At 36.8% G+C, this 20,983-nt stretch carries 19 protein-coding genes and 1 riboswitch; of the genes, 5 read left to right on the top strand and 14 right to left on the bottom strand.

What is annotated here, in order from left to right:
- Positions 1 to 65 precede the first annotated feature (65 nt).
- Both NSQ89_RS23815 and acsA read left to right on the top strand, forming a co-directional pair.
- The gene (locus tag NSQ89_RS23815) at positions 66 to 428 is read left to right on the top strand and encodes a DUF3899 domain-containing protein (protein WP_095321964.1); all 363 of its coding nucleotides are present in this window, start codon (positions 66 to 68) and stop codon (positions 426 to 428) included.
- A gap of 156 nt (positions 429 to 584) precedes the next feature.
- Complete coding sequence (gene acsA / locus NSQ89_RS23810; RefSeq protein ID WP_341133374.1) at positions 585 to 2,303, top strand: acetate--CoA ligase; 1,719 nt, start codon at positions 585 to 587, stop codon at positions 2,301 to 2,303.
- 58 nt (positions 2,304 to 2,361) lie between these two features.
- Here acsA and amyS read toward each other — a convergent pair whose 3' ends face one another.
- Complete coding sequence (gene amyS / locus NSQ89_RS23805; protein ID WP_341133373.1) at positions 2,362 to 3,906, bottom strand: alpha-amylase; 1,545 nt, start codon at positions 3,904 to 3,906, stop codon at positions 2,362 to 2,364.
- 332 nt (positions 3,907 to 4,238) lie between these two features.
- Between amyS and NSQ89_RS23800 the strand changes: the two genes are divergently transcribed.
- Positions 4,239 to 5,156: an aldo/keto reductase gene (locus tag NSQ89_RS23800; RefSeq protein ID WP_095258297.1), complete on the top strand. Its 918-nt coding sequence runs from the start codon at positions 4,239 to 4,241 to the stop codon at positions 5,154 to 5,156.
- A gap of 65 nt (positions 5,157 to 5,221) precedes the next feature.
- Here the strand turns inward: NSQ89_RS23800 and queF are convergent, their stop codons facing one another.
- The 8 genes from queF to NSQ89_RS23760 form a co-directional block, all read right to left on the bottom strand.
- Positions 5,222 to 5,722: a preQ(1) synthase gene (queF, locus tag NSQ89_RS23795; RefSeq protein WP_047940920.1), complete on the bottom strand. Its 501-nt coding sequence runs from the start codon at positions 5,720 to 5,722 to the stop codon at positions 5,222 to 5,224.
- Positions 5,723 to 5,847: 125 nt separating this feature from the next.
- Positions 5,848 to 5,894, bottom strand: a riboswitch (PreQ1 riboswitch).
- An 88-nt stretch (positions 5,895 to 5,982) separates the two neighbouring features.
- Entirely contained in the window at positions 5,983 to 6,363 is a 381-nt protein-coding gene (mnhG, locus tag NSQ89_RS23790) for a monovalent cation/H(+) antiporter subunit G (RefSeq protein WP_047940921.1), read from the bottom strand.
- A complete protein-coding gene (locus NSQ89_RS23785) occupies positions 6,341 to 6,625 on the bottom strand; it encodes a Na(+)/H(+) antiporter subunit F1 (protein ID WP_047940922.1) in 285 nt (94 codons plus the stop codon). The genes mnhG and NSQ89_RS23785 overlap by 23 nt, the downstream gene beginning before the upstream one ends.
- A complete protein-coding gene (locus NSQ89_RS23780) occupies positions 6,618 to 7,100 on the bottom strand; it encodes a Na+/H+ antiporter subunit E (protein ID WP_047940923.1) in 483 nt (160 codons plus the stop codon). The genes NSQ89_RS23785 and NSQ89_RS23780 overlap by 8 nt, the downstream gene beginning before the upstream one ends.
- 40 nt (positions 7,101 to 7,140) lie before the next feature.
- Positions 7,141 to 8,622, bottom strand: coding sequence for a Na+/H+ antiporter subunit D (locus NSQ89_RS23775; protein WP_047940924.1), 1,482 nt, complete (start codon positions 8,620 to 8,622; stop codon positions 7,141 to 7,143).
- Entirely contained in the window at positions 8,615 to 8,953 is a 339-nt protein-coding gene (locus NSQ89_RS23770; RefSeq protein ID WP_047940925.1) for a Na(+)/H(+) antiporter subunit C, read from the bottom strand. The genes NSQ89_RS23775 and NSQ89_RS23770 overlap by 8 nt, the downstream gene beginning before the upstream one ends.
- A complete protein-coding gene (locus tag NSQ89_RS23765; RefSeq protein ID WP_047940926.1) occupies positions 8,953 to 9,378 on the bottom strand; it encodes a Na(+)/H(+) antiporter subunit B in 426 nt (141 codons plus the stop codon). The genes NSQ89_RS23770 and NSQ89_RS23765 overlap by 1 nt, the downstream gene beginning before the upstream one ends.
- Positions 9,362 to 11,779 (bottom strand): Na+/H+ antiporter subunit A, encoded by a 2,418-nt coding sequence (locus tag NSQ89_RS23760; protein WP_095258298.1) that lies wholly within the window; start codon positions 11,777 to 11,779, stop codon positions 9,362 to 9,364. Before NSQ89_RS23760 ends, NSQ89_RS23765 begins: the two co-directional genes overlap by 17 nt.
- 231 nt (positions 11,780 to 12,010) lie before the next feature.
- Between NSQ89_RS23760 and NSQ89_RS23755 the strand changes: the two genes are divergently transcribed.
- A complete protein-coding gene (locus NSQ89_RS23755) occupies positions 12,011 to 12,703 on the top strand; it encodes a universal stress protein (protein WP_047940928.1) in 693 nt (230 codons plus the stop codon).
- A gap of 37 nt (positions 12,704 to 12,740) precedes the next feature.
- Here NSQ89_RS23755 and NSQ89_RS23750 read toward each other — a convergent pair whose 3' ends face one another.
- Both NSQ89_RS23750 and NSQ89_RS23745 read right to left on the bottom strand, forming a co-directional pair.
- The gene (locus NSQ89_RS23750; RefSeq protein WP_047940929.1) at positions 12,741 to 13,298 is read right to left on the bottom strand and encodes a tyrosine-type recombinase/integrase; all 558 of its coding nucleotides are present in this window, start codon (positions 13,296 to 13,298) and stop codon (positions 12,741 to 12,743) included.
- Between the two features lie 311 nt (positions 13,299 to 13,609).
- Positions 13,610 to 14,887 (bottom strand): histidine--tRNA ligase, encoded by a 1,278-nt coding sequence (locus NSQ89_RS23745; protein WP_341133372.1) that lies wholly within the window; start codon positions 14,885 to 14,887, stop codon positions 13,610 to 13,612.
- A 303-nt stretch (positions 14,888 to 15,190) separates the two neighbouring features.
- On the opposite strand from NSQ89_RS23745, the gene NSQ89_RS23740 reads away from it, so the two are divergent.
- Positions 15,191 to 15,829, top strand: a complete 639-nt coding sequence (locus NSQ89_RS23740; RefSeq protein ID WP_047940932.1) for a copper homeostasis protein CutC — start codon at positions 15,191 to 15,193, stop codon at positions 15,827 to 15,829.
- Positions 15,830 to 15,900: 71 nt separating this feature from the next.
- On the opposite strand, the gene NSQ89_RS23735 is transcribed toward NSQ89_RS23740, so the two are convergent.
- From NSQ89_RS23735 to NSQ89_RS23725, 3 genes are read right to left on the bottom strand one after another with little or no spacing between them, the layout of a single operon-like run.
- The gene (locus tag NSQ89_RS23735) at positions 15,901 to 16,659 is read right to left on the bottom strand and encodes an alpha/beta hydrolase (protein WP_095258300.1); all 759 of its coding nucleotides are present in this window, start codon (positions 16,657 to 16,659) and stop codon (positions 15,901 to 15,903) included.
- Positions 16,660 to 16,669: 10 nt separating this feature from the next.
- Positions 16,670 to 17,641 (bottom strand): LacI family DNA-binding transcriptional regulator, encoded by a 972-nt coding sequence (locus NSQ89_RS23730; RefSeq protein ID WP_047940934.1) that lies wholly within the window; start codon positions 17,639 to 17,641, stop codon positions 16,670 to 16,672.
- Positions 17,642 to 17,659: 18 nt separating this feature from the next.
- Positions 17,660 to 20,974, bottom strand: a complete 3,315-nt coding sequence (locus NSQ89_RS23725) for a GH36-type glycosyl hydrolase domain-containing protein (protein ID WP_341133371.1) — start codon at positions 20,972 to 20,974, stop codon at positions 17,660 to 17,662.
- Positions 20,975 to 20,983 lie beyond the last annotated feature (9 nt).

The raw sequence follows: 20,983 nt of genomic DNA, 5'->3' as shown, positions 1-20,983 counted from the left end.
AATTAGAGTTAAGGTAAAATACTTTTATTCGTGATTAAAAACTTAATTAAAAAAGGTGAAACTTCATGCAAAATAAAAAATGGTCTATATTTCTTATAAATCTCTTTCTTACATTCATTCTTTTTTTTATCTCTTCATCGTCATATTCTTTTGTTCATTATATTAATGCCGTCTTTTATTTAACTTTCTTTTATATTGTTATTTTTCTATTTATGTATATTGCTAAGGGCGGTTTTTTCGACGGAGTAACATTCAGTTTCAGACGGTTCCATCATGTTATTCTAAAAAGTAATGATTATTTAGAAGAATGGAAGGAGAAGCCTCTTCCTTCTCAAAAATTTAATAAAAGGTTTTACTCTGTTCTTAAGTTCCAAGTTATATCTTTATTTGTTTATTTACTAATTTTATTGATAATTTACTATATCTAATAAGATGGAGTTTTATAGTAATCTTTTATCCCATACATTCTCCCTATTTTTCTAAAACGTAGGAATATTTATTTAATTACAACATTAAAATTGTATATATAGTGTTTACCCATTATAATGGTGTTGTAAAAATATTGAAATGAGGGGGATGTATTAATGAAATTGGAAGCGTTTCCACCTGTAAAAGGCAGACATAACCTTGAAAACTATGAGGAGCTGTACCAACATTTCAAATGGGTTCAAGCAGAAAAGGATTTTTCATGGCATCAGACTGGAAAAATTAATTTGGCCTATGAAGCTATTGATCGTCACGCTGAAAACTACCGCGCCAATAAAGTAGCCCTCCATTATTTTCATCCATCAAGAAAAGAAACATACACATTTAAAGACTTAAAGAAATTCTCCAATAAAGCTGGAAATGTATTAAAGGATGTAGGAAATGTAAACAAGGGAGATCGAGTGTTTATTTTTATGCCTCGTTCCCCAGAGTTATATTTTGCTTTACTTGGAGCAATCAAACTAGGTGCCATTGTCGGCCCATTGTTCGAAGCCTTTATGGAAGATGCGGTGAAAGACCGTCTCTTTGATAGTGAAGCAAAAGTAATTATAACCACACCTGAACTAGTAAATAGAATTCCACATACAGAATTACCTGCTCTCGAAACTATTTTTATTATCGGTGAAAATATCCAAGAAGACGATAAAACAAAGGATTTCCTTCATTACTTTCAAACAGCATCTACAGAATTAGACATAGAATGGGTCGATCGCAAGGATGGTTTAATCCTTCACTATACCTCTGGGTCAACAGGAAAGCCTAAAGGTGTGCTTCATGTTCACAATGCTATGATCCAACATTATCAGACGGCAAAATGGGTATTGGATTTACAAGAGGAGGATGTATATTGGTGCACAGCTGATCCTGGCTGGGTTACAGGTACCTCCTACGGAATCTTTGGGCCATGGCTTACAGGCTCAACAAATGTTGTGGCAGGAGGTCGCTTTAGTCCTGATGTATGGTATAAAACGATCGAAACTTTTGGAGTGACTGTTTGGTATAGTGCTCCTACCTCCTTTAGAATGCTAATGGCGGCTGGAGAGGAGGTAACAGAAAAATATACACTCTCTTCGTTACGTCATATATTAAGTGTTGGCGAACCACTGAATCCCGAGGTAATTCGATGGGGATACGATGTGTTTGGACATCGTATCCATGACACTTGGTGGATGACGGAAACTGGTGCTCAACTAATATGCAATTTACCATGTATGGATATTAAATTAGGTTCAATGGGGAAACCATTACCGGGAATTGAAGCAGTAATTTTAGATGACAATGGCAACATTCTGCCGCCAAACCAAATGGGGAATTTAGCCATAAAAAAAGGCTGGCCTTCGATGATGCATACAATATGGAACAACCAAGAAAAATTTAATAGCTATTTCCAACATGATGAATGGTATGTTTCAGGAGACTCTGCTTATATGGATGAAGAGGGATATTTCTGGTTCCAAGGCCGAGTTGATGATGTTATTATGACTGCTGGAGAAAGAGTTGGACCATTTGAAGTGGAAAGTAAATTAATCGAATTTCCAGCAGTGGCAGAAGCTGGCGTCATCGGTAAACCGGATCCAATTCGAGGGGAAATTATCAAAGCCTTTATTGCATTGGTTGATGGCTATGAGCAAACGGATGAATTAAAAGAGCAGATAAGATTATTTGTAAAAACCGGCTTGGCTGCTCATGCTGCTCCAAGAGAAATCGAATTCTGTGAAAAGCTGCCAAAAACTCGGAGTGGGAAGATTATGAGACGAGTACTGAAAGCTTGGGAGCTTGGTCTTCCAACAGGCGATCTTTCTACGATGGAGGATTAAGAGAACGAAAAAAGAGAAGAGTTGCTCCAGTAAGATTGGCTAACTCTTCTCTTTATTATTATTTTTGTACATAAATAGAAACAGAACCGCCATTTACATAGAATTGGCCCCAGCCATCATTATTAATAGTGACTGTTTCCTTTCTATTCCCTGTAATATCGTACCAGACTTCTCCAGCATTTTGTTTTCCTACTTCCATCCATTTATATCCTCCAGGACCATCTGTTATTAACGTCGCCAGTCCTGATTTATCCCTTGCAGCCTCTCCCTCTCTAGTCCATCCGATAATATCCCAATGATCAATATAGTCACGTTGCAAACCATATGCATAGTTTTTGCGAGCAGTTAGAATCGGATCCAACTGCGTTTTTAAAGAAGGAATCTCATAATTACTATTTCCTTTCGTTCCATAGTAATCTCCATAAAAAACAGATGGATATCCTTCAGCTCTTGTTAGAATGAAAGCATAGGCTAAGGGCTTAAACCATGTACTTACAACAGACTCCAAAGATTGTCCTGGCTGGGAATCATGGTTTTCCACTAAAGTAACTGCCAGCCTAGGATTGCTTTCCATTACAGTTCCTTTTAGAATATTCCTCATATCATAATTTCCATTGCTATTAGATGCATAATGAAAATGATAATGGAGAGGTGCATCAAAAACAGACTGATTATAATTTGTCTTTGCTAAATAGTTATTTAGCTGCCCAATATCATTCTGCCAGTATTCCGCTACAGTAAACATCTCTTTACCAGTCTGGTTTCTTACATGTGTTACCCAGTCCCGCAGGTAATCATGTTTTATATGTTTAACCGCATCTAATCGAAAACCGTCTAAATTTAATTCTTTTGCATACCAGGTTCCCCATTTTTTCATTTCATTGATTACATCAGGATGTTCATAGTCAATGTCTGCATACATTAAATAATCATAATTACCATTCTCACTTGAGACTTCCCAATCCCAAGCCTTACCAGTTCCCCGAAATTTATATATTCTATTTATTTTCCTACTCTCATCCCAATCAGTCCCATCGAAGTGATACCAATTCCATTTAAATGGAGAATACGTATTGCCTCTCCCAGGAAAATTAAAGCCTGTCCATGCAGATATTTGATAATCGCCGGATGTTTCCCGGTTTCGATTATTTGGATCTACTTCAACTGCAGTTACAGTCTCTGTAAAGTCAGCTCCTCCTTTATGATTCATTACTACATCGCCATATACATGTATGTTTTGTTTATGTAATTCAGCGATTGCCGATTTCAATTGGGCTTTTGTACCATATTTAGTCCTGACCGTTCCTTTTTGGTTAAACTCCCCTAAATCATATAAATCATAAGCACCATATCCAACATCATTTTGACTTGTTCCTTTATATGCTGGAGGGATCCAAACTGCCGTTACCCCTTTACTAGAAAGATTTGCAGCATCATTTTGAAGTCTTGTCCAATGATTTCCATCATTCGGTAAATACCATTCAAAGTATTGCATCATCGTCCCATTTGTAGAAGCCGCTGATACAAATTTTTCACTTCCAAAGGGAAACAACAAAAAAATAAGTATTACAATAATAAACGCTTTCCTTATAAAACCTCTCATTCTATTTCCACCTTTCTTGTAAGCGTTTTCTTTTTTTTATAATAATTATATGTTTACTTGTATGGGATAGTAAATAGGACATCTTTCATTTCTTTTATAAAGAAACCTTCATCAGTTGGTTTTCCTCATAATACTGCTGATGGTTAGTTCGCTTATTTGATCTTTACAGGGCAGTTATTTCTAACTTTGTTTCCTTCATTTCCCTTCAGTATGAGGAGGATTAAGTGCGGGATAAAAAGTACATAATATTTGCCGTTTAAGCCGTTCATATGTCAAAATGAATGAGGAAACAATAAAAGCGCTTTCCATATAGTTTAGGAGGAGTAGAAATCATGAGAACTATGAAGCTAGGTAGCAGTAATTTAGAAGTGCCAGTAGTGGCAGTTGGCTGTATGCGTATTAATTCATTAGAAAAAAAGGAAGCAGAACGATTTGTCCAAACTGCTTTAGAACATGGTGCTAACTTCTTTGATCACGCAGATATTTATGGAAAAGGTGACTGTGAGGAAATATTTGCTGACGCTATACATATGTCACCAACTGTTCGCGAAAATATTATCCTACAATCTAAATGCGGGATCAGAACAGGAATGTTCGATTTCTCCAAAGAACATATTTTGCAATCAGTAGACGGTATTTTACAAAGATTGAACACCGAATATTTAGACACTCTTCTACTCCATCGCCCAGACGCTTTAGTGGAACCAGAAGAAGTAGCAGAAGCATTTGACATTTTGGAGCAATCAGGAAAAGTTCGCCATTTTGGTGTTTCCAACCAAAATCCAATGCAAATTCAATTATTGCAAAAATATGTGAAACAACCAATTGTGGCTAACCAATTGCAATTAAGTATTACAAATGCGAATATGATTTCTAATGGGATTAATGTCAATATGGAAAACGACTCAGCCATTAACCGTGATGGCAGCATATTAGACTTCTGTCGCTTACATGATATAACGATTCAGCCTTGGTCCCCATTCCAATTTGGTTTCTTTGAAGGCGTTTTTCTTGGCAACGATAAATTCCCTGAATTAAATCAACAAATTGATGAAATTGCAGACAAATATCAAGTAAGTAACACAACCATTGCGATTGCCTGGTTATTGCGTCACCCTGCCAATATGCAGCCAGTAATCGGCACAATGAATGCAGATCGATTAATTGATTGCATAAAAGCAAGTGACGTTTATTTAACAAGAGAAGAATGGTACAGCATTTATCGTGCCGCTGGAAATATTTTGCCATAATCTTATTAATCCAAAAGAAAAACCAGTCAACTACTCTACATAACGAGTCGCTGACTGGTTTTTTCTTATCGATTGTCTACCTTTTCTGGGTACATATCATGGTTCATTAATCGATGTGCTGCCATCTCTTCAAATTTAGTGCCCGGTTTTCCATAATTACACCAAGGGTCGATGGAAATTCCGCCTCTTGGAGTGAATTTTCCCCATACTTCAATATATCTTGGATCTAACAGTTTTATTAAATCATTCATAATAATATTGACACAATCTTCGTGAAAATCTCCATGATTGCGAAAACTAAATAAATACAACTTTAAAGATTTGCTTTCCACTATTTTCTTATTTGGTATATAAGAAATATACATTGTCGCAAAGTCAGGCTGTCCTGTTATTGGGCAAAGACTTGTAAATTCAGGACAATTAAATTTCACAAAATAATCTCTATCCGAATGAAGATTATCCACTGATTCTAATACCTCTGGTGCATAATCACTTTTATATTGAGTATTTTGATTTCCTAACAAAGTTAAATCTGTTAATCCTTCTTCGTTCTTTCTTCCTGACATGAAAAAGTCCTCCTTGTTTGGTGTTTCCCAACACTGCTTAAAAGAGAGGCATTTACCTTACGCAGAAAAACTAGCTGAATCAAACAAAAAAGCCATGTCCTTTATGGACATGGCGTGAATTGCATGTATCCATAGTTTTTTATAGAGGGTATTTGCTATGAACCTCTCCCGTTTCAGTACGGGTATATCTTTTCTTACTATATAAAATCCACAAAAATTCGTCAATTAAAAATCGCTGGCCTTCTATATCTTTTTTCCCTTTATTTATGAATTACTTCCACTGTTTCTATCCCTTCTTTATCCATTTCAGCATTCAGATCATCTTGTACCGTTATATCCGCAAGCTTAACTTTTGAGCGATAAGCGGAACGAACAATGACATGGGATGCAACAGGAGAAGTTAAAAAAACAAAGAAAATTCCCAAGAACAGGCGAATGCTAAAAACACCTTCTATAATAAAAAAGACAAATGTGCCAACAAGGGTAAAGAGTACTCCCATAGTAGAACCTTTGGATGCAGCATGAGATCTTGTGTATACATCTGGCAGTCTTATTAATCCAAGGGAACTCAGAAAACAAAAAATAGCGCCACAGAATATAAGCAGAACAGATATGAGTTCAATCAGATTGTTTTCGCTCAATGACTACACCTCTTTCCATATATCGGGCAAAAGCAATCGTTCCAATAAACGACAAAATTCCAATTAATAAAATCACCTCAAAAAAACCTGTATTCCGAAGCAGAACGGAAAAAATCGCTACTCCTGCAATTAGATTGATTCCTAAACTATCTAATGCCTGTATTCTATCAGGTGCTGACGGTCCTTTGATAAGACGATATATTGTTGCAAGAATAGATATAATCAGTAAAATTAACGATCCAACCAATAATTGATCAATCATAGCGAGTCACCCTCTTTATGGCCATTTCGAATTTTTCCTTTGAACGAAAGATGGATTCCTTTTGTGCAGGGATATCCATTGCATGAATAAAGAACTTTTTATTATCGGAAGTAACCTCTACTACAACAGAACCAGGAGTTAAATTCATTAATAGAGCTAGTAAGGAGACTTCCAATTCCCCCTCTAATTCCGTTTCTAACGAAAATATTCCTGGGGAAATATTTAATCTTGGCCTTGTTATCTGCCTAATCACAACAACACTTGAGGTAAACAGCTGCTCAATAAAAACAAAAAATAACTTTACGACCGCAAAAAATGTTTCTAAATAAAATTTAGTTGGCAAATAGCGACGCAAGATAAATAAAACTAGTATACCGAACAAGTAACCAGTGAAAAATGTTAAGACATTCCATGTGTCCTGTAAAAACATCCAGATGATACCGATTAATAAGTTGATCAATATCTGCATAGGCATGGATACCACCCCTTTCTGTCTATTTACTACTTAAATTCCCTTAATTATTGCTTAAAACAGCTTTGACATAATAATTGGGGTCCATCAAGCCTTCAACTGCCAAATCTACATATTCATGAATCCCTTCTGTCCCTATCCCTAATGCAATGGTTAAGAAAGTAAGGAAAGCTATTGGCAGCATTAATCCCTTCGTGGTCCCTTTTTCTTGTTCTAGTGTTAAATCGGTATAGCCCCAAAACACAGCCATAAATACTTTCATAATAGAATAAAGGACAAATAAGCTGCTGATCAGTCCGAATGCACCTAACCAGTAATATCCTGCAGTAAAGGTACCCTCTGTAATAAATATTTTTCCTAAAAATCCACTTAGTGGAGGAATTCCTGATAAGGATAAAGCTGCAACAAAGAACATCCAGCCTAATTGCGGGTGCAAACGAATCAATCCACTCATCTCATCTAATTTACTTGTTCCAGTCAGATGAATAATTGTGCCTCCCAGTAGAAAGATAAGTGCCTTAATCACCATATCATGAATGAAATAGTAGATGGAACCAGTCATCCCCACTGTTGAGTACGTAGCAACACCCGCTAAAATAAACCCAACACCAATAACCACATTATAGGTCATCACTTTATAGATATCTCTATAGGCTACAGCTCCAATTGCTCCAAGGGTCATTGTAATAGCTGCGAGAATTCCAATTAATAAATGGGTAATGTGAACTTCATGATAAAAAATCAAGGTAAACACTCGAATAATCGCATACATTCCTACCTTGGTTAACAGCGCAGCAAAGATAGCAGAAATAGCTGTTGGTGGTGCACTATAAGAGCCTGGTAGCCAGAAGAATAAAAACAATCCAGCTTTTAAGCTAAATACAATTAGGAATAAAATTGCTACCGTCGTCATAAGCCCGCCTTGACCAACCTCTGCAATACGGACAGATAAATGAGCAAAATTTAGCGTTCCAGTAATGGCGTATAAATAAGCAATTGCAACGAGAAACAGAAAGGATGAAATAATATTTATCAGTATATATTTAATCGATTCTCTTAGCTGAACCCTTGTTCCTCCTAATGAAATCAGGACATATGAAGCAACAAGCATTACTTCAAAACAAACAAATAGGTTAAATATATCTCCTGTAAGGAAAGAACCGTTTACACCTGTTATCAAAACCAAGAATAACGGATAAAAATAATACTTCTCCAATTGTTCCCCAATCGAATGAAATGCGTACAGCAAACAGCAAAACCCAATAACACTCGTAACGAGAACAAGAATTGCTGCAAACATATCGGCAACCATACTTACACCAAACGGCGCCTCCCATCCTCCTAATTGAATGGACTGAATCCCGTCTGTTTTAATTTGATCAATTAAAACACACGCCACAATAAAAACAGAAAAAACTGCTACTAAGCTTAATATCCGATGAAGGATAACTTTATCTCGAAAAATAACCATGATCATCGCAAATACGATAGGAAGGATGATCGGCAAAATGACAATATTATTCATCCTCATTACCCCTTAATAAATCTGTATCATCGGTGCCTAGTACTTTATATGCTCTGTAGCTTAGTACTAAAAATAAAGCTGTTGTTGCAAAGTTTATGACAATGGCCGTAAGCAGCAATGCCTGAGGCAGAGAATCTGCAAAAGTATGATCGGTTATACCTAAGAGAGGTGGCCCTCCCTTATTCAATCCACCCATTGTAATAATAAGCAAGTTTACACCGTGACCAAGAATAGATGTCCCTAAAATAATTCGTAATAATGTCTTTGTTAAAATAAGGTAGATTCCGATAGAGAATAAGACACCTACAAGAATAGACATTAACGTCTCCATTATCGATCATCCCCTATTGTCATAATAATTGTTATGGCGGTCCCGATAACGGCAAGAGCCACACCCACATCGAAAAGGACTGCAGTCGCCAACTCTGTTTTTCCGAAAATCGGCAGATCAAAGTATCCAAAGGCTTGGGTTAAAAATGCTTCCCCAAATATCATTCCCCCTACCCCTGTCAAAACAGCGATTAACACGCCAACTCCCGCTAATACTTTAAAGTCAACAGGAAGGTTCTTTCGTACGGATTCAATATCAAAGGTAAGAAAAAGCAGTATAATCGCTGCCGCAAAGGTAAGACCGCCAATAAATCCGCCACCTGGAAAATGGTGTCCAGAGACAAAAAGATTGATCGCAAAGGTGAGGATAATGACGACAGCAACCTTTGCAACACTTCGGATGATAATATCATTTGGTTCCTTCATTCTTATCTCCTCCCACTAGTCTTACCTTTATTAACGTATAAACGCCCAAACCTGCCACTGTAAGCACAAGAATCTCTAACATCGTGTCAATACCACGGAAATCTACCAAAATGGCGTTAACGATATTTTTTGCGCCGGCCAGTTTATAGGAGTTTTCATAATAGCTTGAAATAGAAGCAAATAGATGGGTTCCATTTGCAGATAGAGCAATCAGTGTAACGACTAGCCCTATGCCAATCGAAATAATGGCATTAACCACTTTAAAAGGTACCCTGCTAATTTCTTTCTTTAATTGCGGCAGATGATAGAAGCACAGCAAGAATAATACAGTAGTTACCGTTTCTACTACTAATTGCGTAAGTGCTAAATCTGGAGCTCTAAAAAGAACAAAGAAAAATGAAACAAGAAATCCTAGCGCTCCAACCGCTACAATAGATGTAATTCTCGATTTGGAGAACAGCACCGTGACAGAACTTACTATCATTGCAATTACTATTCCCATATCAAAGATAGTAATTGGTGAATCATGTGACATATCAAATGTAAAACCATTAAATAGGAACAAGGATCCCCCAATGATTAAAATGATAAAGCCAAATATATAGACTAAATAATCACGTAAAAAGCCAGTCATATAAAAATCAGTAATGGACTTGGAGAATTTCTCCAGATATTCCAAACCTAGATTATATAAATTACTTAATGTAAAGGCTTGTGGATATAAACGATAAATCTTATACCATTTTCGTAAAAGTAAATATAATATCGTGCCTAATCCCACCACACCAATCGTCATCCAAAGCTCTGTATTAAATCCATGGAAAGCACTAATTTTTTTCGACTCGACCGTATGCGCAAGTGTTGGCAGCACGGCTGCAAATGCTGGCTTTAGCAAAAACTTCGAGACAACATTTGGAATAAAAAAGAAAAGAATAACAAGCGCACCTAGGATGATAGGCGAGAGTAACAAGCCAATCGGTGCCTCATGCACCACCTTATCTAGTTTTGGTGCTTTATTTTTCCCTCTAAATGTTTTAAAAATTAATACCATGCAATAAACAAACGTTAATACACTAGCAATCCAAGCTATAATAGGAATAAAAATTCCAATATGCTGAAGTTTAAATATTTCCATTTCCGATGCTTGCACAACAGCGGTAAAGAACATTTCTTTACTTAGGAAACCATTAAATGGTGGAAGACCAGCCATCGAAAAACCGCCAATTACAGTAAGGGTAAAGGAAACTGGCATTAAGTGAATTAGCCCGCCAAGTCTCCGCAAATCCCGAGTACCGGTTTCATGGTCAATTATTCCTACGACCATAAATAAAGAGCCCTTAAAGGTGGAATGATTTACTAAGTGAAAAATCGCTGCAAAAATCGCTGTTGCATACAGCCCTGCTTCTTCTACAGCTAACCCTTTATACATTGCAGCAGAACCCAAGCCAAGCAGACTCATAATTAATCCTAATTGACTAATGGTTGAATACGCTAATAATGCTTTTAAATCTGTCTGCTTCACGGCATTAAAGGAGCCATATAGTAAAGTAAAAATGCCTATTCCTACAACAATCCAGAACCACTCCATCGTCCCGCCAAAAATAGGAGTTAGACGAGCAACTAAATAAATTCCTGCTTTAACCATCGTTGCCGAATGTAAATAAGCACTGATTGGAGTCGGTGCTTCCATGGCATCAGGAAGCCAAATACTAAACGGAAATTGGGCAGACTTCGTAAATGCCCCTAGCAAAATGAGAATCATTGCTGGTATAAATAAAGCATGGCCTTGAATTAAATCAAGTTGAAGCAGCGTTTCTCTTATGCTGGTTGTATCTGCCATAATAGAAAGCATAATCAAACCCGCCAGCATCGCAAGTCCGCCAAAAACAGTAATCAACATTGCCTTCTGTGCGCCATATCTAGAACGGTCCCTTTCATACCAATAAGCAATTAACAGAAAGGACGACACACTCGTAATTTCCCAAAAAACATACAAAACATAATAATTATCAGACAATACTAGCCCAAGCATCGCTCCCATAAATAACAATAAATATACATAGAAGTTATGCAACGCCTCGCGATGCTTTGATAAATAGAAAATAGAATATAAAATGACTAAACTTCCTATCCCAGCAATCAGCAATCCAAAAACTAAGCTAAGCCCATCTAAATAGGTTATAAAGTTAATACCGTAGGCTGGTATCCATTTAACCGCAGAAGTAAACACCTCTCCTTTTGCCACTTTTGGAATGTACGTCAACAGGTAGATAAAAATAAGAAATGGCACAAATAGTACAAACCAGCCAGTATGAATTCGCGGCGTCAGCCTTTTATAAATAAAAGGCACAATTAAGGCAAACATAAATGGAAACAATATCATAAAATGTAACCAAGTCATTTTTAATTTCCCTCCTTTAAATTGGTTCTATTTTGATGAACTTAAGTCAAAAAGGTATTTATAATGGAAACGATGTCTAACCTTACTATTAGTAAAAGAATATAAATATATTTGTTCATTTGGATAATTTAAGAAATCCATTGACTCATAAAGTAGCATACGTTATAGTCATACATAGTTTATTATTAATGGTGTAAATCATTCACATCTATACCTGAGGTGAAAAAAATCATGATAAATGGAAAAGAACGCATGGATGAAAGTATTCTCGTCTGCGTTTATTACGGTCCTAACGGTGAACGTCTTATACAACGAGGCTGTAAATTAGCTAATATGCTTGATTGTCCACTCTATATTCTAACGGTGGATTCCAAACCGTTTGATGAGCTGGATGCAGAAAAGTCAAACTATATTTCTAGATGGAAAGAGTTAGCTGAACGTCATAGTGCGGATGCGTTTATCATTAAAGACAAGGAATCAAGACCAATCTCTAAGGTAATCGCAGAAGTAGCTAGAGAAAAAAACATCACCCAAATTGTTCTCGGTCAAACAGCGCAAAGTCGTTGGGAGCAGATTGCAAAAGGTTCGATTATTAATTCGTTATTACGTGAAATCCCATTTGTTGATCTTCATATCATTTCGGTCGCTCGTTTTTTGAAAAACCCTGAAGGTCAATATGAAAAAGGTGTACGTGCATATTTAGTAAAAGAACAAAATGGATACCGTCTAATTTTTAATCATACAAAGCAGGTAATGTATGAAGGGATTTTCTTTAAAGAACATGGTACGGATTTCAATAATGGTGTATTCAAATTTATGAAAGATCAAGAAACATTGCAAGTGCAAGTACATGAGGACATCGTTAACGAATTAACGAATGTTGACATCGATACGAACGCTAGTAACGATGATGATTATCTATAGGCCATTTATACTCCACCAAACTTGGTGGAGTTTTTTATTAAAGATTAACGTCCACTTTAACTAATCTCTTTTCGTGCTTTTCAATGCCTATATATTTTAATGTTTCCGAACGGGAAGTGTGATTGTATACATGCATCAATAAAGAAATAGCAATCCCCTTTCGATAGGCATGGTAGCCGAATGTTTTTCTCAAGGTATGCATTCCAATCTTCCCAGAAATTCCAACTAATTTTGCCGCTTTGTTTATAATCCGATAGGCCTGTTGACGAGTAATCGGTTGATTATTCTTCTGAGACTTAAAAAGAAATTCATCTTCTTCAAATTCATGTTCTTGCAAATATTTCTCCAATTCAGTATGCACTTTACTATTTAAATAGTATGCCTTCACTTCATCTGAATCACGAAGATACAAAAACTCCTTAATTCCCGACGCATCTCTTACATCCCGAACTTTTAATGCGAGTAAATCACTAACTCTTATTCCTGTATTAATACCTAATACAAAAAGGAGCAAGTCTCTTTGAGATTGTTTTCTTAATACTTCTTTAATCGCATTAATACTCTCAATTTCTTTTATAGGATCGACATATTCCATCGGTTTGCCTCCCAATAATGTTACATAACTTTATGTTATCATCATTTAAGTAACATTACAACGAATATCTACTATTAAATATTATTTCTTTTGTAGTATGCTTCTCTTGTGTGGAAATAATCTGTTATGAAGTTTTCTAGAGAATTTGCTTTTCTATGCGACCGGAAAGGTAATTTTTTTTAACTTATATGAAAAGGAATATGGATATGTTTTTTCTTTTACCTTTTTTCTTGAAATGGGTTTTGACACGCTTCTAATCCTGACAAACATAAAAAGGCAGTAAATGTCTCCCATCTACTGCCCCATCCTACTTAATATTGAAAAGCTTCTAGCCATTCCTCTCCCGTTTCCATATCTCTCACTTTATACGTATTTCCATCTACCTCGTTTTCTCCTATTATAATGACCTTTTTGACACCTTCTTTATTTGCTTTATCTAAAGCTTTTGCCAGTTTTTTCTTTCCTAGTTCTAATTCCACTTTAAAACCTTGGTCTCGAAGCGCTTTTGCTGCTGATATAGCTTCCATCGGGCGACCAATTGGAATAATGTAGTAGTCTAGCCTTTCCGCTTCTAAATAGCTATTCTCTAATGAAAGAGCGGCAAAAATGACATCCAGCCCAAAAGAAATGCCCACTGTTGCATAAGTTTCTTGGGAACCAATTAGGCCTCCTATCGCGTTATCATATCTTCCGCCACTCCCGATGCTTGACTTTACGCTTTTATCTGTTAAAAAAATTTCATATATCGTTCCTGTATAAATTTCAAGCCCTCGCGCAAGAAATGGGTTAAACAAACAACATGACTCAATTTCTAGCTGCTTTAAATATGCTTGTAATTCATTCCATTCTTCTAACCCCTGTTTGATAATCTCCTCTTTTTCTGCCAACTGTCGATACTCCTCTACAATACCGTCCAAGTCCTTTTGTAAAAAAGATTCTATAGCATCTATCGCCACTTGGTCTAATCCCGTCTCCCTTAGTTCTTCTTTTATTTTTTCTTTACTAATTTTCTCGATTTTATCTAAAATCAAAATCACACGGTTTACCATTTGACCTGTAATATTTAACTGACGGAGAAATCCAACTAATAATTTACGATTATTATATTGAATCGTCACGTCCATCTTTAATCTTCTGAAAATATCTAATGCCATCATCATGAGCTCTGCTTCGGCCACTTGCGATTGAACACCTACAATATCCACATCGCATTGTGTGAACTCCCGGTAACGGCCGGTCTTTATTGGTCCATCTCGAAAAACTTTGCCAATCTCGTAGCGTTTAAAAGGCATTTTTAATGTTGGATTCATTGCAACAACCTTCGCAAAAGGAATCGTTAAATCATATCGCAGCGCCAGCTCTCTTTTCCCCCGATCGGAAAGTGTATACATTTCTTCTAATATTTCTGCCCCGCCAGCGTATTTAGAAGCAAGCAAGCTTTGATAATTTAGGATTGGTGTCTCTATCGGCTTGCAGCCATACTGAATGAATACATCTTCCATCGTTCTGCGGATCGTTCTTCTAATTCCTTCCTCTTCTGGCAAATAATCGAGTGTTCCCTTTACATTTTGATAATTCATCTTCTTCATTTTTTTAGCCTCCTGTTTAAAAATAAAAAACCGCCCTTGATTTAAGTAGTAAAACTTAATCAAATGCGGTTTCATGAGAAATAGCCTTCCTATGTACGATTTTTAAATCGAAATAGCAAGACTACTGTTTATGATGATGTAATTGTGAAAGAAAGATACTAAGTGTGCGTTTAACCATTTCCATCACCTCTTATTTTCCAAATACTTTAACATATTAGGAAAGAGAAAACAATAGCCACTTATTATACCGTTCCTTTATGTCCATATATGATACTATCTTAATTAGATTGGTAGGTGACAATAATGATAAAAGAAGTATGTGTAGAAAACTTCACACTTGTTCCAAGCGCCATCCAAAAAGGGGCAGATCGAATTGAGTTATGCGATAACCTTTCTGTTGGAGGAACAACAGTAAGCTATGGCGTTGCGGCAAAAACGATTTCCTATTGCAGAAACACCAATACAAAGGTGATGGCTATCATTCGCCCAAGAGGCGGAAACTTTATTTATAACGAGCATGAGATAGATATTATGCGCCAAGATATCCACCTTTTTAAAGAGCTTGGTATAAATGGAGCTGTAATCGGCTGCTTGAATAAAGCTAACTGGATTGATGAAGAAGCGCTGGAGAAATGCATAGACGCTGCCGCTGGGATGGAGATTACCTTTCATATGGCCTTTGATGAAATTGCTCCTCAGCTAAAATGGCAAGCAATCGATTGGCTCGCATCCCATGGCGTGCACCGTATTTTAACGCATGGCGGCCCTCTATCAACCAGAATAGAGAACAATCTGCCTGCACTAAAAAGTTATATAGAATATGCTGCTGAAAAAATTATTATTATTCCTGGCGGCGGAATAACATCTGCTAACCTGCCGTTGCTTTCTTCGGAGTTAGGAATGAAAGAAGCGCATGGGACAAGAATTTTGGGGAATTTATAATTTTCCTAAAGAGGCATCCTTCTTTCATGAAAACAGCAAAGGGACTATCCCTAAATGGACAGTCCCTTCTTTTAATTATTCGCTTCTTTATAGTTCTCATCAAACCATTTTAATACAATCTGAATTGTTTTATCCCAAAATGCCCAGTTATGATCTCCCGGCATTTCAATATAATGAAAATCTCTTATTTTCTTTTGCGCTTTCTCTCTAAACTTTAAGTTATCCTGATAAAGGAAGTCTTCTGTACCACATATTTGCAGCATTTTCACCTGGCTATCTTCTTTTAGCTTCTCCAAAAGATAGAATAAGTCATTTTCACTGCCAGCCAGCTGCTGAATAGATCCAAAAATATCTGCAAATGCTTTGTCTCTATCTTTATCCCTCTTCCACAATTCCACGGCATCCATTGCTCCTGATAAAGAGGCAAAGCTGTTGAAGCGATTGGGAAAAGTGAGAGCCAATTTCGTTGCTCCATAGCCGCCCATGGATAGTCCAGCAACAAAGCTAGCCTCTTTCTGATCGGAAATACGAAACCACTTTCTCACTAATGCAGGTAATTCTTCCGATAAAAACGTCCAATAGCGATTTCCATTTACCATATCTGCATAGTAACTTAAATCCACTTGAGGCATCACAATCGCAAATTCATACTCTGACGCATATCTTTCTAGTGATGTAGCAGTTAACCAAGCTTCGTCATCATCAGACCAGCCATGTAACAGATAGATAACAGGAATAAGGGGGCTATTCCCTTTATCAGGTAGATAAATATTCATAGAAGTTGCTTTTCCTAAAACTTCAGAACGAAAATTCACTTTAGAGACAGCCATTTTTCCACCCCTACTTTTTATTAGAAATAAATGATTTTCCTTCTACAAAACTGGTAATTATCCATTCATCCTCGACTTCTTCATTATTTATCAACTGAACCACTTTTTCCGCGGCAACCATTCCCCAACGATGTTTGGAATAAGAAATTGTCGCTAATGACGGATTAAGAAAAGAGCCAATTTCTATATTATCAAATCCAATAAGAGAAATATCTGTGCCTATCTTTCTATCTTTATCTTTAAAATATTTATAAATCCCTACAGCCATTTCATCATTAAAAGAAAAAATAGTAATCGGTGAGCATGTCATCTTCGAATGAATGATTTCTGCTGCTGCATAACCCGATTCCTCCGTAAATGCAGAGGGAATAACCTCATATTCTACGCCATAGCGTGCTAATTCGCGTTCACTTGCCTCCAGCCTCTGCCGGCTATCAAACGCTTTTTCTGGACCTGTTACCAAATAAACTTTTCCCAGATTACTTGAAATTATTTTTTCCACCGCAAGCGTTGCTCCGCCTTTATTATCCAATAACACTTTTCTAACATTTGGACAACTAATTTCTCGATCCAGCACAACTAAAGAGTGGCCTCGATTAGCAAATTGAATAATTTCATCCGTGCTAAAGGTCCAATCTAGAATAATACCCCCATCTACCATTCTTTCCGGAAGAAACAGATGGGACTTCTGCCCACTGCAAACAATCATATCGTAGTTGTAATAGGCAAGACCCCGTTTAATTCCTTCTAATAGCTCTCCATAGAAGCTCCCGCCATAATCTGCAAGATAGACAGCTATAATTTTTGTTTCCTGCTTTTTCAATGTTCTCGCTGCCATATTAGGAATATAATTGAGCTCATTTGCAATAGCAGTTATTCTTGCACGAGTGGCTTCCGTTACCTTTGGACTGCCATTTAGTGCATAGGATACGGTAGAAATAGAAACACCAGCTGCCTTAGCTATATCTTTAATCCCTACCATTGCCTTCACCCCTTCCTATTAGCAGTATACTTCTAATATATTTTCTTGTTGTAATACTTTCTTCATTGCTTCCTTATTTAAGCATATTCCACCCTGCCGATAAAGATTATCTTCTAGTCTGTTCTCTAGAACATTTCCATTAAAGATCGCCTTCCTATCTTTAGACCTGAGTATATACTTAATCTCTACAGGCTTATCTAATAATTGAAATGTTACAGTTAAACCATTTAAGCTTTCTGGCAGAACTGGATCAATAATAACCTCTGCAGCTGTTTGGCGAATCCCTAACACATTGCTTATTAACTGATTAATATAAATTCCTGGCCCGCTGGAGTATATACGCCAGCCGCCTTTTACAGGAATACCTCTATTTTTAAGTTTACCAAAATTCTCTTGTGCTTCATACCTCGTTTTGAAATCGCCATCAGAACTGCTGAAATAAACATTACTCTGCCGAATAGCTGCATTTTCTACACGATCTTTGAGACCAATTGGATTAATCGTATTTAATCCTTTCCATGTTTCTTCTGCTTTCCCTAACTTCGCCATTGCTTCCGTAAAACGAATATGGGCGTGTACATATTGCAAACCAATTTCCCTTCCAAAGTTAGCAGCCTGTTCCGCACGTTTAAAGTTAGTGCTTACGCCGCCTTTATAAGATGCAGGCCGATTCATTAACCGCACTCCATCCGGAAAATATAAATTTTCTTTTATAATTCGATAATGATGTTCGGCCATCTCCGGTGTGATTAATTCCGCAATCATACTTCTTGTCATGGGTAATAATCGGTATTGAATATTTGTTTTTTTATCATCTGGATGTATCATTAATTCCACATGATCCGAATCCTCCATATAGACAAATCCTGGAATGGTATCTGTACTTAATATAAAACGGTTAAAGTCCGCTTTAATATTTTTAGCCAAATCAAAAAGGTATGCTGCATACAGACTATCATAGCTCTCTAACGCTCTCGCTAAATTACGGATTGTCTGGTAGGTAAGCGCTACTGTCCAGCTGCTAGCCATATTTTTCTTTAACCTGCTATCATATGGCTGTAATGTATCATCCCAATCTCCATCTCCATAACAGGATAAAAACGTATTCGGCAGAAAATTTTCCTCTATATAGTGGATTTGCTTCTTAACATGCTCCATTAACGGATAAGACTCTTCTGTTTTCGCAAATGTATCCCGATCTGTAAATGGAATAGACTCCGCTAATATGCTCGTATCGCCTGTAAATGTTAAATAATCTCCAACTACCTTTAACGGCCATACAATAACATCGCCATGACTTTCATCTGCTTTAATCTTTTCAAAGCGATCAAACATAAACCACTGCGGCCAATTCCCATCATTTTCGAATTGGTTTGCATATACTTTTTTCAAAATCTCACGGACAATTTCAGGGCGATTAACAGCAAAGAAATATTCCACCGGCCCCTGTGAAACGTCCCTTGTTCCCCATGCAGCCCCGCCATATTGCTCTAACCCATGCGGAGACAGATAATGGACTAGCATATTATGAGAATACCATCTACTAAGCAGATTCATTCTCTCTACTTCTTCTTGGATGAGCGGATTCTCATGCTTCATCTGAAAACCATTTAATAATCCATCCAGATAACGTTCATAGCTTTCCGTCTCTATACTTTCGCTCTTTTGATGATGCTGATAATTTCCTCTGTGCAAATTCCCCTGAATAGTAAGGTTTACGGTATGTTCTTGCAGCAATTCTAACATGACTAGCGGGAAGTCAGATTCTTCCTTAAGAGAAACAAAAACCGTTTCATCCTTCAACGTAAAGGGTTGTTCAACATGGATATGATAAGTTAGCTCTGGATAGCCTTGATCGACAGTTGAACTTGGTGTGCCATTAAATGTGATGACTTGATTTGATTGTTCCCATTTAAACGGTACAGAATCCTCTCCATCATTCATTAAAATATGATTACTAATGACGAAATCATATTTTTTCCCTTTTTTACTCTCGATGCTCAGCTTAATCTCATGCTCTTCAACAGAGGTATAATTTGTCACTGTAATCAAGTCGTCCGCAAGCTTGTAATACCATTTAGCAACATTAAAGCCCATTTCAAATGCAGATGGCATAGCTAATAACTGCCACTGATTATTTATTTTTATATAAATCCGTTGACCAGATTTCTTCATTATATTAAGTGAATTTCTATTATTGCTCATCATTTTGTTCATGGTAGTGTTCCCTAAAACAATTTGGGAATTAAAAATTCCATACATATAGACCGTTGTAGCCATTACCGGTTTATCTACTACTAAGTCAGTTCCGCTTAAAAGGATATGACCATGCGGCCTTTCCATTTGAACTTCCTTTTCCTTTAATACAACATGACGTTGATTATCGGTAAAAAAGGACAAAAGTTTTTGATCTACTATCTCTTTTTCTAGTTGAATACCAAATAACTCATCTATTTCCTCAGGAGTCAACCTTTCTGTTTTGATAACTTGATTAACGATACATGTCATTTTATTTACTGGTTTTGTAACCTGTTCCAACTTGCTTGCTTCTACCCAAATTTTTTCTATTTGTTCCGTAGTAAAACAAGGTTTCTCTACGGCTGCTGGATGGTTTTCCAAGATAGAACCATAAAAAACGAACGATTGCTTCTCTTGTACATTTCGTTTCTCTGTTTGCAGGGCCGCATAAGCCATTTCATACTGATAAACCTCTGTTGGAAGGCTTTCTCTCTGTAATGCCTCAGGAATATTTGTTTCTTTGTAGGACTTTCCAAAGAATTGGTATCCATCTGTACTAAATCCAATTGTTTTTTGCAAACATCCTTGTTGTAGATACGGAAATTTACCCTCTTGCGGCTGATTTTGTCTGGAGCAAATTGTATATCCGTGCTGTGAATCGATGTAATGATCGATATATTGAGACACATACGCTTCATTTGATTGAACGGCTCCTTTTGCCGCAATGCCAATATCCTGTCCATATAATAAGTCTACTGTTTGATTCCCTTGTAAAGAAACTTCCCAGAACCATACATCCTGTAAAGTTAATATAAATTTAACTTCATAGGATACTCCTTGAAAGGTGCCATTCCAAATTAATACACGCTCACCTACTGCCAGCTTGCTATCCGATTGAATACCTAGTAATGGTGTTGAAAGAATTGTCCCATTTTTAAACACACGCAAATAGATCTGGTTAGCACTGCCATCTAATAAATTCCCTATGAGTTGGTTAACCATTATATCCTTATGACAAATCTCATATATATCCCCGCTAGGAAGAAATGAAAATGTCGTATTATTCCCATTCAATGTAACTATTTGAGTATTCATATCTTCATC

The organism is Niallia sp. FSL R7-0648, from assembly GCF_038007005.1.
GTDB lineage: Bacteria > Bacillota > Bacilli > Bacillales > Cytobacillaceae > Niallia > Niallia circulans.
This window is presented reverse-complemented; position numbering and strand designations above follow the sequence as displayed.